The sequence below is a fragment of the Rhizobium sp. WSM4643 genome (assembly GCF_025152745.1).
Taxonomy (GTDB): Bacteria; Pseudomonadota; Alphaproteobacteria; order Rhizobiales; family Rhizobiaceae; genus Rhizobium; species Rhizobium leguminosarum_I.
The window spans coordinates 1,973,558-1,986,058 of record NZ_CP104040.1 but is presented as its reverse complement, the minus strand read 5'-3'; the positions used below and the strand labels follow the sequence as shown (position 1 = coordinate 1,986,058).

Annotated in this window: 13 protein-coding genes and 1 pseudogene; 7 read left to right on the top strand and 7 right to left on the bottom strand. The window is 61.4% G+C overall.

Features of this window, described 5'->3' with window-relative positions; all coding sequences use genetic code 11:
• Window positions 1-9 precede the first annotated feature (9 nt).
• From fabF to N1937_RS10065, 3 genes are all read left to right on the top strand, one after another.
• The gene (gene fabF, locus N1937_RS10075) at window positions 10-1,275 is read left to right on the top strand and encodes a beta-ketoacyl-ACP synthase II (RefSeq protein ID WP_222291094.1); all 1,266 of its coding nucleotides are present in this window, start codon (window positions 10-12) and stop codon (window positions 1,273-1,275) included.
• An 82-nt stretch (window positions 1,276-1,357) separates the two neighbouring features.
• On the top strand, window positions 1,358-1,786 hold the full coding sequence (locus N1937_RS10070; protein WP_017964291.1) for a DUF4864 domain-containing protein: 429 nt from the start codon (window positions 1,358-1,360) through the stop codon (window positions 1,784-1,786).
• A gap of 109 nt (window positions 1,787-1,895) precedes the next feature.
• Window positions 1,896-2,981 (top strand): acyltransferase family protein, encoded by a 1,086-nt coding sequence (locus tag N1937_RS10065; protein ID WP_260058544.1) that lies wholly within the window; start codon window positions 1,896-1,898, stop codon window positions 2,979-2,981.
• Between the two features lie 2 nt (window positions 2,982-2,983).
• Here N1937_RS10065 and tgt read toward each other — a convergent pair whose 3' ends face one another.
• The 5 genes from tgt to coaD form a co-directional block, all read right to left on the bottom strand.
• Window positions 2,984-4,114 carry a tRNA guanosine(34) transglycosylase Tgt gene (tgt, locus tag N1937_RS10060; protein WP_260058542.1) on the bottom strand — a complete coding sequence of 377 codons (1,131 nt, stop codon included), beginning with the start codon at window positions 4,112-4,114 and terminating at the stop codon, window positions 2,984-2,986.
• Window positions 4,115-5,197, bottom strand: coding sequence for a tRNA preQ1(34) S-adenosylmethionine ribosyltransferase-isomerase QueA (gene queA, locus N1937_RS10055; RefSeq protein WP_260058540.1), 1,083 nt, complete (start codon window positions 5,195-5,197; stop codon window positions 4,115-4,117).
• 75 nt (window positions 5,198-5,272) lie between these two features.
• Window positions 5,273-5,782 (bottom strand): peptidylprolyl isomerase, encoded by a 510-nt coding sequence (locus N1937_RS10050; protein WP_003559389.1) that lies wholly within the window; start codon window positions 5,780-5,782, stop codon window positions 5,273-5,275.
• A 29-nt stretch (window positions 5,783-5,811) separates the two neighbouring features.
• Window positions 5,812-6,384, bottom strand: a complete 573-nt coding sequence (locus N1937_RS10045) for a peptidylprolyl isomerase (protein ID WP_260058532.1) — start codon at window positions 6,382-6,384, stop codon at window positions 5,812-5,814.
• Between the two features lie 47 nt (window positions 6,385-6,431).
• Window positions 6,432-6,926, bottom strand: a complete 495-nt coding sequence (gene coaD / locus N1937_RS10040; RefSeq protein WP_260058530.1) for a pantetheine-phosphate adenylyltransferase — start codon at window positions 6,924-6,926, stop codon at window positions 6,432-6,434.
• 90 nt (window positions 6,927-7,016) lie between these two features.
• On the opposite strand from coaD, the pseudogene N1937_RS10035 reads away from it, so the two are divergent.
• The 3 genes and pseudogenes from N1937_RS10035 (at window position 7,017) to N1937_RS10025 (ending at window position 7,747) form a co-directional block, all read left to right on the top strand.
• Window positions 7,017-7,297: pseudogene (locus N1937_RS10035) on the top strand (hypothetical protein).
• A 123-nt stretch (window positions 7,298-7,420) separates the two neighbouring features.
• On the top strand, window positions 7,421-7,576 hold the full coding sequence (locus N1937_RS10030; RefSeq protein WP_003539654.1) for a hypothetical protein: 156 nt from the start codon (window positions 7,421-7,423) through the stop codon (window positions 7,574-7,576).
• Between the two features lie 36 nt (window positions 7,577-7,612).
• The gene (locus tag N1937_RS10025) at window positions 7,613-7,747 is read left to right on the top strand and encodes a hypothetical protein (protein WP_260059105.1); all 135 of its coding nucleotides are present in this window, start codon (window positions 7,613-7,615) and stop codon (window positions 7,745-7,747) included.
• A gap of 183 nt (window positions 7,748-7,930) precedes the next feature.
• Here the strand turns inward: N1937_RS10025 and gyrA are convergent, their stop codons facing one another.
• The gene (gyrA, locus tag N1937_RS10020) at window positions 7,931-10,765 is read right to left on the bottom strand and encodes a DNA gyrase subunit A (RefSeq protein WP_170258090.1); all 2,835 of its coding nucleotides are present in this window, start codon (window positions 10,763-10,765) and stop codon (window positions 7,931-7,933) included.
• Window positions 10,766-11,001: 236 nt separating this feature from the next.
• Between gyrA and N1937_RS10015 the strand changes: the two genes are divergently transcribed.
• Window positions 11,002-11,649, top strand: a complete 648-nt coding sequence (locus tag N1937_RS10015) for a MarC family protein (protein ID WP_222335205.1) — start codon at window positions 11,002-11,004, stop codon at window positions 11,647-11,649.
• 121 nt (window positions 11,650-11,770) lie between these two features.
• Here the strand turns inward: N1937_RS10015 and N1937_RS10010 are convergent, their stop codons facing one another.
• The gene (locus N1937_RS10010) at window positions 11,771-12,280 is read right to left on the bottom strand and encodes a single-stranded DNA-binding protein (RefSeq protein ID WP_162119253.1); all 510 of its coding nucleotides are present in this window, start codon (window positions 12,278-12,280) and stop codon (window positions 11,771-11,773) included.
• Window positions 12,281-12,501 lie beyond the last annotated feature (221 nt).

The following is a 12,501-nucleotide window of genomic DNA, read 5'->3' as shown; positions in this document are numbered from 1 at the left end:
GAAAAGGAAATGGATCGTATCGTTGTCACCGGAATGGGACTTGTCTCGCCACTCGGCACCGGCGTCGATCCCGCCTGGAAGCGCCTTCTCGACGGCGGTTCGGGGCTGAGGGTGCTGGCGGAGGATATCGTCGGCGAGCTCTCGGCCAAGGTCGGCGGCATCGTTCCCGGTATCGCGGAAGATGCTGAGGCCGGCTTCGATCCCGATCGTTACATCCCGCCGAAAGACCAAAAGAAGATGGACCGTTTCATCCACTTCGCCATGGCGGCGACGGAGGAAGCAGTAAAACAGGCCGGCTGGATGCCGACCGGCGAAGGAGAGCGCCAGCGCACGGCAACGATAATCGCGTCGGGGGTTGGCGGCTTTCCGGCGATCGCCGAAGCGGTGCGGATCGGCGAAACGCGCGGCGTGCGGCGGCTGTCGCCCTTCACCGTGCCCGCCTTCCTCGTCAACCTCGCCGCCGGCCAGGTCAGCATCCGCTACGGCTTCAAGGGGCCGCTCGGGGCCCCGGTGACGGCGTGTGCGGCCAGCGTCCAGGCAATCGGCGACGCGGCGCGGCTGATCCGCTCCGGCGAAGCGGATGTGGCGATCTGCGGCGGTGCCGAGGCCTGCATCGACAAGGTGAGCCTCGGCGGCTTTGCCGCTGCACGTGCCCTTTCCACCGGCTTCAACGAGACGCCGGAGCTGGCGTCACGGCCCTTCGACACGGCCCGCGACGGTTTCGTCATGGGCGAAGGCGCCGGCATCCTGGTCATCGAGACGCTCGAGCACGCGCTTGCCCGCGGCGCCACACCACTCGCCGAGCTCGTCGGCTACGGCACGGCGGCAGACGCCTACCACATGACCTCAGGACCTGAAGATGGCGACGGCGCCCGCCGGGCGATTGACGCGGCACTGCGGCAGGCAAAGATCCCCGCCTCCGAGGTCAAGCATCTCAACGCGCATGCGACCTCGACGCCGGTCGGTGACAGAGGCGAGATCGCGGCGATCGGCACAATCTTCGGCCGCAATGGCGGCATTGCCGTCAGCGCGACCAAATCGGCGACGGGGCATCTGCTCGGTGCCGCCGGCGGGCTGGAGGCGATCTTCACCATCCTTGCGCTGCGCGACCAGATCGCGCCGCCGACCCGCAACCTGGATCAGGCCGATCCGGCCGCCGACGGCATCGATATCGTCGGCAAGACGGCGCGGCCGCTGGCAATGGACTATGCGATCACCAACGGTTTCGGCTTCGGCGGGGTGAATGCCAGTGCCCTCTTCCGGCGCTGGTCGTAAAGTCCGCTTTTCTTGCGCCAGAAATCGCCTACACTTCTGCCTGTCGGGGGATCGTTTCCCTGACAGAGCCGGAGATCAATCCATGCGCGCCTTCTTCGCAGTTCTCATCCTGTGTGCCGCATCCGCCCTCTCCTTCGTATCGGCCCGCGCCGAAGATCCGATCGACACGACGCGGACGATGATCGAGGAACAGATCAAGGCCTTCCTCAAGGACGATGCCGAGACCGCCTATTCCTTCGCCGCGCCCGGCATCAGGGCGATGTATCCCGATAAGAACCTGTTCTTCGCCATGGTGAAGAAGAGCTACGAGCCGGTCTATCACCCAGGCAATTATGCCTTCGGGCGCAGCCGCTCGATCGACAACGGCGCGCTGATCTATCACGAGGTGCTGATTTCTGGCCGCGACGGCAAGGACTGGACGGCGATCTACCAGATCATGCGCCAGCCGGACGGCAGCTACAGGATCAATGGCGTGCAGATCATGCCGGACTCGGACAGCAAGGGTATCTGACGCGCTGTCTCCTCTCTTCGATGGAACCCAATTGATTACACGGCCTCGTTGCGCTAACGATTTAGAAATCCCTCCTGGAGTAACAAATTACTAACGGAGGGTTGTTATATTGAACGCTGGCAAACAATTTTTCACAGCTCTTGAGGCGTTGCGAGGAATTGCGGCCGTCGTGGTCATGTTCCTTCATACCGGTGGCACGCTGGGTCCGATGCCGGCGAATATCGGTTACCTTGCCGTTGACCTCTTCTTTCTATTGAGCGGCGTCGTTCTTGCAAATTCATATGAGAGGCAGCTGACAGCGGGACAGATTTCGCCCGCCGGATTTCTGCTGCAGCGTATCATTCGGCTTTATCCCCTTTATCTTCTTTCGCTTCCGATTGGCCTTTTCAACTATGCACTTCAAAACGGGTTGGACTACTTCACCCTGGCAGGCCTTCTGCTGAAGGCGATCCTGTTCGTTCCAAGCACAAATCTTGAAAGTCTCTTTCCTTTCAATGGGCCTAGCTGGTCGCTCTTCTTCGAGCTCTGGGCGGGGATGTTGTTCTCCGTCCTTCTGACACGACTATCACTTAGTAGCTTGCTCGCCATCGCCCTGGGGACTGCGGGCATCACCATGTGCGGGGCATTGGTCGGAGGCAACCTCGACATCGGCCACCAGCCTGGCTACTTCATATTTGGCTTTTCAAGGGTGCTGTTCTCGTTCTCGCTCGGGATCTGCCTCTACAGGCTCTATGATATCCAGAACCCGACTACGGCCAATAACGGCAACATTGTCGGCCTTTGTCTGTGTGGATGTCTGATCTTCATCACAGGCATATCGGCCAGCACGTTCTTCGGTTTCCCGTATTTTGATTTCTCAATATGCCTCGTGGTCTTTCCGGCCATTGTCTGGCTCGCGATGCGCACAAGGCAGACCGGTTTGGTCGAGCTGCTATTCCGTTGGCTGGGGAGGCTTTCCTATCCGATTTATATTCTACACGGGCCAATCTTCAGCCTGCTGCAGTCACTGCGGCAAAAGGGCTTTGACCTTCCGGCCTCTCCGGCATCAGGTATGGTCGTCGTGATAGCGATTTTCATTGCGGCTGGGATCGTTGCCATTCGCTTCGACGAGCCAGCGCGCAAAAAGCTCAAGACGATGGTTGCACCAAACCCGGCGTCTGCGGTCCCCTCGGCAAGCAACGCGGGAGCGGAGTAACCTTACACCGGTTCGAGATCACCCCTCGCCCATTCCTCCTGTGTTTCCGCCATGAAATCGGTGAAGCGGCCTTCGGCGATCGCCTTGCGGATGCCCTGCATCAGTTCCTGGTAATAAGCGAGATTGTGCCAGGAGAGCAGCATGCCGCCGAGCGCCTCGTTGGAGCGGACGAGATGGTGCAGATAGGCACGCGAATAATCGTGCGAGGCCGGGCAGTTCGACTGTTCGTCGAGCGGGCGCATATCTTCGGCATGGCGGGCATTGCGGATATTGACCTTGCCGCGGCGGGTAAAAGCCAGACCGTGACGGCCGGAGCGGGTCGGCATGACGCAGTCGAACATGTCGATGCCGCGAGCGACCGATTTCAGGATATCGTCCGGCGTGCCGACACCCATGAGGTAACGCGGCTTTTCCAGAGGAAGTACCGGCAGTGTCGTTTCCAGCATCTCCAGCATGACGTCCTGCGGTTCGCCGACCGCCAGGCCGCCGATCGCATAACCCTTGAGGTCAAGCTGGCTCAACGCCTCGGCCGAGCGGATGCGCAGCGCCGGGATATCGCCGCCCTGGACGATGCCGAACATCGCCTTGCCGGGCTGCTCGCCGAAGGCGACCCGGCAGCGCTCGGCCCAGCGCAGCGACATTTCCATGGCGCGCTCGATCTCCTTCGGCTCGGCCGGCAGCGCCACGCATTCATCGAGCTGCATCTGGATGTCGGAGCCGAGCAGCCCCTGGATTTCGATGGAGCGCTCCGGCGACATATGGTACAGGCTGCCGTCGACATGCGACTTGAAGGTGACGCCCTGCTCGTCGAGCTTGCGCAAGCCGGATAGCGACATCACCTGGAAACCGCCCGAATCTGTCAGGATCGGATGCTCCCAGCGAATGAGCTTATGCAGGCCGCCGAGACGGGCGACACGCTCGGCCGTCGGGCGCAGCATCAGGTGATAGGTATTGCCGAGGATGATATCGGCGCCGGTCTCGCGCACCTGGTCGAGATACATGGCCTTAACCGTGCCGACGGTGCCGACCGGCATGAAGGCCGGCGTGCGGATCTCGCCGCGTGGCATGGAGATCTGGCCGAGGCGTGCGCCGGCATCGGTCTTGTCAAGCGTGAATTGGAAGGTGTCGGTCATCTAGTCTTTCCGGAAGAGAAGGCTGGCATCGCCATAGGAATAGAAGCGGTAGCCCGTCTGAATGGCGTGGTCATAGGCGGCACGCATCGTATCGAGGCCCGAAAAGGCCGAGACCAGCATGAAGAGCGTCGAGCGCGGCAGGTGGAAATTGGTCATCAGCATGTCGACCGCCTTGAAGCGGTAACCCGGCGTGATGAAGATGCCGGTAGCGCCGGCCCAGGGCATGATCTCTCCGCTTTCCTCGGCGGCACTCTCGATGAGCCGCAATGAGGTCGTGCCGACACAGACGACGCGCCCGCCTCTTTCCCGCACAGCATTCAGCCGGGCAGCGATCTCGGCGCTGACATAGCCGCTTTCGAGATGCATCCTATGATCGGCGGTATCGTCGGCCTTGACGGGCAGGAAGGTGCCTGCGCCGACATGCAGCGTGACGAAATGGCGTTCGATACCGGCGCTATCGAGCGCATCGAACAGCCTGGGCGTGAAATGCAGGCCGGCCGTCGGCGCGGCGACGGCGCCTTCCTCACGGGCATAGATCGTCTGGTAGTCCTCGCGGTCACGCTCGTCCTCGGGGCGCTTGGCGGCGATATAGGGCGGCAGCGGAATGTGGCCGACGGCGGCGATCGCCTCGTCGAGCGCCGGGCCTGAGAGGTCGAACAGCAGCGTCACCTCGCCGGCCTCACCCTTTTCCTCGACGGTGGCATCCAGCGAACCCAGGAAACAGCTTTCGCCGGAATGGCCGAAGGAGATGCGATCACCCTCCTTGATGCGCTTGCCCGGCCTCGCGAAGGCCTTCCAGCGGCTGGTGCCCACCCGCATGTGCAGCGTGGCAGACATCTGCTGGCCGCCCGCGCCGTCGCGATGGCGGATGCCCTCGAGTTGGGCGGGGATGACCTTGGTATCGTTGAAGACCAGCGCGTCGCCAGCCCGCAGGAATGACGTGAGATCGCCGACGCGATGATCCGACAGGCGGCTTTCTGCATTCGGATCAACGACGAGCAGGCGCGCGCTGTCGCGCGGCTCAGCGGGCCTCAACGCGATGCGTTCATCGGGCAGGTCGAAATCGAAAAGGTCTACGCGCATCACGGCACTTTCAGGCAAAGCGAAACCCGCCCCCGCGCAGCAATGCGCAAGGGCGGGTTTCAGCAGAAATCACAATCAGACGTCGGCGGCAACCCGCATGGAGACGATCGAGTCCGGATCGGAAACCGGCTCGCCGCGCTTGATCTTGTCGACGTTGTCCATACCTTCGATGACCTGGCCCCAGACCGAATACTGCTTGTTCAGCCAGGGCGCGTCGGTGAAGCAGATGAAGAACTGCGAATTGGCCGAGTTCGGGTTCTGCGAACGGGCCATCGAGCAGGTGCCGCGCGTATGCGTGGTCGCCGAGAATTCAGCCTTCAGGTCCGGCTTCGAAGAGCCGCCCATGCCGGCGCGGCCGGGATTGAAGGTTTCCGAGCCCTTTTTGCCGAATTCGACATCTCCCGTCTGGGCCATGAAATCCTGGATGACGCGGTGGAAGACGACGCCGTCATAGGCCTTCTCGCGGGCGAGTTCCTTGATGCGGGCGACATGTTCCGGGGCGACCTGTGGCAAAAGCTGAATGACAACCTTGCCCTTGGTGGTTTCCAGAATGACGGTGTTTTCGGGATCCTTGATCTCGGCCATTTGCCTTCTCCTCTTGTTTCTCTCGTAACTTACTTCTTGCCCAGAGTGACCTTGATCATCCGGTCTGGGCTTTTGACTTCGCCGTTCTGGCCTTCGCCCTTCTTGATCTTGTCGACGTTTTCCATGCCGGAGACGACCTTGCCGACGACGGTGTACTGGCCGTTCAGGAAGGAACCGTCGGCGAACATGATGAAGAACTGCGAATTGGCGGAATTCGGATCCTGCGAGCGGGCCATGCCGACCGTGCCGCGCACGAACGGGGTCTTGGAGAATTCGGCCGGGATATCGGGCATATCCGAGGAGCCGGTGCCGGCGAGGCTCGCATCGAAGCCCTTTTCCATATTGCCGTATTTGACGTCGCCTGTCTGAGCCATGAAGCCGTCGATGACGCGGTGGAAGGCGACGTTGTCATATTCGCCCTTCTTGGCCAGCGCCTCGATCTGGGCGACATGCTTCGGCGCCACCTCAGGCATGAGCTGGATGACGACAGGGCCGTTCTTCAGCTGGATGGTGAGATAGTGATCGGTCGACTGGGCAAAAGCATCCCCCGCGAAGGAGGCGAGATACAACACGCCGGCAAATGCGAGATAAAAGAGTTTCATGTGAGCTCCATTGCGGCGGGTTCCGCCTAGTCTTTGCTTTGTTCTTACTAGTTTGAGCGCTTGGATGTGAGGGCCTGCAAGACGGCGGCCGGAACGAAAGCGCTGACATCGCCGCCCATGGCGGCGATCTGGCGGACCAATGTGGCGGTAATGGGCCGCGAGGCCGTGCCCGCCGGCAAAAAGATGGTCTGGATATCGGGCGCCATCGTCCGGTTCATGCCGGCCATCTGCATTTCATAATCAAGATCGGTGCCGTCGCGAAGGCCGCGGATCAACAGCGTCGCGCCATGGGCGCGGGCGGCATCGACGACCAGATTGTCGAAGGCGACGACGGCGATGTCGCCGGTCTTGCGAGGCAGCGCTTCGGCCAGCGAACGCCGGATCAGCTCGGCTCTCTCTTCGAAGGAGAAGAGCGGCGCCTTGCCGGGATGGATGCCAATCGCGACGATCACCTTTTCGGCGACGTTCAGCGCCTGGACCAGAACATCCACATGCCCATTGGTGATCGGGTCGAAGGACCCCGGATAAAAAGCTGTCGTCATTTGGTCCGGCCGTTGGTTTGACGCCTTTTGTCACGGATGCCGGCTTGCCGCAAGTGATTTGGCCAGTCGTTCCGGGCGGCTGAACGGCGGATGAATGTGCCGTTCAAGGCGGTTTCAGACGGGATCTGCCAACTTGGATCATCAAGGCAGCCGCTGCCATTCCGGCATCCGGCACTCCCCGAAAGACCAAGTCCATGCTCATCGTGCTCGTTGCACTTACCGTCGTCTTCTCTCTCGCCGCCGAGATGGCCTATGGCTATTTCGCCGATCGCTACGAGGTGAGCTGGGTACGGCCGGAGCTCGCCGAGCATGCGGCGATCGTGCGCGCCCAGGGCCGGCTGCGCGGAGCTTCGAATCTGAACGCCAGATGAACGAGACATTCAAGGTCGCTTCAGATCGCCATTGGTAAACACCCGATCAACATCCGGCGGAACCATTTACAGACGGATGCGTTCATTCAACCGATACATAGATGCGGCGCGGAAGGAATAAAAATGCCCGGCAAGATTACGATGATTAACGTGCTCTGGATGGTAATGGTCACGGGCATGTTGACCGCAACTGTCGCTCTCTATGATCAGAAGGTTGATACGTCCAAGGTTTATGGTCCCTATGCTTCGGCCCGTACGGCTGTGCTGGGCCAGTACTGAGGGGCGAGAACGCAACTCCCCAGGAAAGGAATGCCTATGTTCACGATCTTGACAATGCTCACGGCCCTTATCAGCGTCATGTTTATCGTGTCTGTGGCCTCGACGATTTCAGCGCTCCAGCGCGAAGGCGAAGAGGTGAAGGCTCTGAACGAAAAACATAAAGCGTTCTGACGTTCCTTTCTCTCCTTCTTCCACCCTTGAGCGCACCCTTCCGTCGCCAGGGCCATTCAAAGCCGGATGCCACCCAGCGTCCGGCTTTTTCTTGGGGCGTAGTCCTGAACCACTATCCGACTTGAAAAGAAGATGGGCCGCGTGAAAAGAAAAGGGCGGCTCGAAGCCGCCCCGTTCACTTGATCATTCCTCGGCAGGCCCGGCCGGATCGCCATCGGCAATCGGCGCCTCGCCGCCGCCACTTTCGGCAGCACCTTCGTCGGTAGCAGGGGCGCCTTCGGCGACCTCGACAGCCTCCTCCGTCTCCTCCTCCTCCGGCTCGCTGATGCGCTCGACCGAGACGACCTTCTCGTCCTTGGCCGTCGAGAAGATGGTGACGCCCTTGGTGGCGCGGCTGGCGATGCGGATGCCGCCGACCGGCACACGGATCAGCTGGCCGCCATCGGAGACCAGCATGATCTGGTCGCCGTCATCGACCGGGAAGGCCGCGACCAGCTCGCCGATCTCGGCGGTCTTGGACGTATCGGTGGCGCGGATGCCCTTGCCGCCGCGGCCGGAGATACGGAAGTCGTAGGAGGACGAACGCTTGCCGAAGCCCTTTTCGGAGACGGTGAGCACGAATTGTTCGCGTGCTCTCAGCTCTTCATAGCGCTCGTCGGAGAGCTGTCCCTCCTCGGTGACTTCTTCACCGACCAGCGCAATATCCTCTTCATCCACGCCCGTCGCCCGGCGTTCAGTGGCGGAACGCTTGAGATAGGCAGCGCGCTCCCACGGCTCGGCATCGACATGACCAACGATCGTCATGGAGATGATGCGGTCGCGATCGCCGAGATTGATGCCGCGCACGCCGATCGAGTTGCGGCCGGCAAAGACCCGGACATCGTCGACGGAGAAGCGGATACACTGACCGAGTGCGGTCGTCAGCAGCACGTCGTCATGTTCGGTGCAGGTCTCGACGGAGAGGATTTCGTCGCCCTCCTCCTCGAGCTTCATGGCGATCTTGCCGTTGCGGTTGACCTGGACGAAGTCCGACAGCTTGTTGCGGCGGACCGTGCCGCGCGTCGTCGAGAACATGACGTCGAGATTGTCCCAGCTCGCCTCGTCCTCGGGCAATGGCAGAATGGTGGTAATGCGTTCGCCGGGTGCGAGCGGCAGCATGTTGATCAGCGCCTTGCCGCGTGAGGTCGGCGTGCCGATCGGCAGGCGCCAGACCTTCTCCTTGTAGACGATGCCACGCGACGAGAAGAACAGCACCGGCGTATGGGTGTTGACGACGAATAGCCGGCTAACAAAATCCTCGTCGCGGGTCGTCATGCCGGAGCGGCCCTTGCCGCCGCGGCGCTGGGCGCGGTAGGTGGTCAGCGGCACGCGCTTGATGTAACCGAGATGCGAGACGGTGACGACCATGTCTTCGCGGGCGATCAGATCCTCGTCGTCCATTTCGAGACCGCCATCGACGATCTCGGTGCGGCGCGGTGTGCCGAACTCGTCGCGGACGGCGATGAGTTCATCCTTGACGATAGTCTGGATACGGACGCGCGAGGAGAGGATATCGAGGTAATCCTTGATTTCCTCGCCGATCTTGTTGAGTTCGTCGCCGATTTCGTCGCGGCCAAGGGCCGTCAGGCGGGCAAGGCGCAGTTCGAGGATGGCCCGGGCCTGCTCTTCCGAGAGGTTGTAGGTGAGATCCTCGTTAATGCGATGGCGCGGATCGTCGATCAGACGGATCAGGCTTTCGACATCTTCCGCCGGCCAGCGGCGGGTCATCAGCTCTTCACGAGCCGACTGCGGATCGGGCGCCTGGCGGATGACGCGGATGACCTCGTCGATATTGGCGACCGCAATGGCGAGACCAACCAACACATGGGCGCGGTCACGCGCCTTGCGCAGCAGGAATTTCGTTCTCCGGCTAACGACTTCTTCGCGGAAGGAGACGAAGGCGCGCAGCATGTCGAGCAGGGTCAACTGTTCGGGCTTGCCGCCGTTCAGCGCCACCATGTTGCAGCCGAAGGACGTCTGCAGCGGCGTATAACGATAAAGCTGGTTGAGGATGACCTCGGCATTGGCATCGCGCTTCAGCTCGACGACGACGCGATAACCCTGGCGGTCGGATTCGTCACGCAGGTCGGAGATGCCTTCGATGCGCTTGTCGCGCACCAGCTCGGCCATCTTCTCGATCATCGTTGCCTTGTTCACCTGATAGGGAATCTCGGTGATGATGATTTGCTCGCGGTCACCGCGCATCGGCTCGATAGCGGCGACGCCGCGCATGATGACGGATCCGCGGCCGGTCTCATAGGCAGAGCGGATGCCGGCACGGCCGAGGATCTTCGCACCTGTGGGGAAATCGGGGCCGGGAATGATCTGCATCAGTTCCGGCAGTTCGATGGCCGGATCGTCGATCAGCGCGACGCAGCCGTCGATGACCTCGGAGAGATTGTGCGGCGGGATGTTGGTCGCCATGCCGACGGCGATGCCGCCGGCGCCGTTGACGAGCAGGTTCGGGAACTTGGCAGGGACCACGACCGGTTCGGACAGCGTGCCGTCGTAGTTGTCGCGGAAATCGACGGTTTCCTTGTCGAGATCGTCGAGCAGCGAATGAGCAGCCTTTTCGAGGCGGCATTCGGTGTAACGTTCGGCCGCTGGCGGATCACCATCGACCGAGCCGAAATTGCCCTGACCGTCGATCAGCGGCAGCCGCAGCGACCAGGGCTGCGCCATGCGGGCGAGCGCATCATAGATCGCGGAGTTGCCGTGCGGATGGAATTTACCCATCACGTCACCGGTGACGCGGGCGCATTTGACGTATTTCTTGTTCCAGTCGATGCCGAGCTCGGACATGCCGTAGAGGATGCGCCGGTGCACGGGCTTCAGGCCGTCGCGCACGTCGGGCAACGCGCGGCTAACGATGACGCTCATGGCGTAATCGAGATACGACCGCTGCATTTCCTCCATGATGGAGATGGGCTCGATGCCTGGCGGGAGCTTCCCGCCGCCGGGGGGTGTTTGCTCAGTCAAAACAGATCACGATCTCTTCTAGAATCACTGGAAGATTTATAGCGGAAAGCCTGTTGCCGCGCCAATTTCACAGCGCGTTTTGAACAGGCTTTTGCGGCTTAAAGAGGGTAAAACATGCAAGTTTCGCGGCCGGACCGGACAAATCCGCCGCGGGCCGCCGCGGGATATTTGCCAAATCGAAATCCCCGCTTCACAATCATTAGAACCACGCACCCATATGGGGTTCCGGAGAGCCGATGGCAAGCGCCGACCAATTGATCAACGCCTTCACGACGCTGCTCGTCACCATCGATCCGCCGGGGCTTGCGCCGATCTTTCTGGGCCTGACGACAGGCATGAGCCGAACCGAGCGCAAGCAGGTGGCGCTGCGCGGCTCGGTCATCGCCTTCATCATCCTTGCCGTCTTCGCGCTGTTTGGCGCCGGCGTGCTCGGCGTGCTCGGGATTTCGATCGGCGCCTTCCGCATCGCCGGCGGCCTGCTGCTGTTCTGGATCGCCTTCGAGATGGTGTTCGAGAGGCGGCAGGAGCGCAAGGAGAAGGCGACCGAAGCGGCGATCACCAAGGATCATATCGAGAATATCGCCGTCTTCCCCCTCGCCTTGCCGCTGATATCAGGCCCGGGCGCGATCTCGGCGACGATCCTGCTTGCCGGCACGCTGGCCACCTCGATCGGGAAAGCGCAACTGATCGGCGTCATTGCCGCCAATCTGCTGCTGACTTTCGTCACGCTGCTCATTGCCGAAAGGCTGGACCGTTTTCTCGGCGTCACCGGCCGGGCGATCCTGACACGGCTCCTCGGCGTCATCCTCGCAGCGCTCGCCGCACAATTCGTCGTCGACGGGGCTAAGTCGGCGTTCAATCTGATCAGCGCGACGCCGCACTGAAAGCGGCCGTAGACGATTGAGGCCGCGGTCTGAACGATCTGCCGCGAGAACAAAGAAGAGCATGACGCCGTTATGGACGCCATGCTCTCCAGTCTTTCACAAAACTGCGAAAGCCTAACGATCAGAACGGGATGTCGTCGTCGAGATCCCGCGAGAAGTTGCCGCCGCCGCCACCGCCGCGGCTGGGTGATGAGGAGGGAGCCGGGGCGCCGTAGTCGTCGCCATAATCGTTGCCGCCACCGGCGCTGCCACGGCCGCCGCTCGCACCGCCGCCTTCGCCGCGGCCGTCGAGCATCGTCAGCGTCGAACCGAAACCCTGCAGCACCACTTCCGTGCTGTAACGGTCCTGGCCCTGCTGGTCCTGCCATTTGCGGGTCTGCAGCTGGCCTTCGATATAGAGCTTGGCGCCCTTCTTCACATATTGCTCGACGACCTTGCAGAGGCCTTCGTTGAAGACGACGATCGTGTGCCATTCGGTCTTTTCGCGGCGCTCGCCGGAATTGCGGTCGCGCCAGGTCTCCGAGGTTGCAAGACGGATATTGGCGATCGGCCGGCCATCCTGAGTGCGGCGGATTTCCGGGTCCGCGCCGACGTTTCCAATCAGAATTACCTTATTCACACTACCAGCCATGCTTCTCACCCTGCCTGCCGCCCTGCCCGGCGGCGTTTAATCGATCGGCGCACCTTAAACCATCACGGACCGCCGATGCGCATGGGCGGCATTTAATCCACATGTTTATCCATCAGAACGCCGCATGCATCCATCAGGAATTTTGTTCTTTATTTGTTCTAGGTTATCCGTATGATCCTGTCAACAGAATCGAAAACCTTGAGCCCTTGCGGATATTCAGC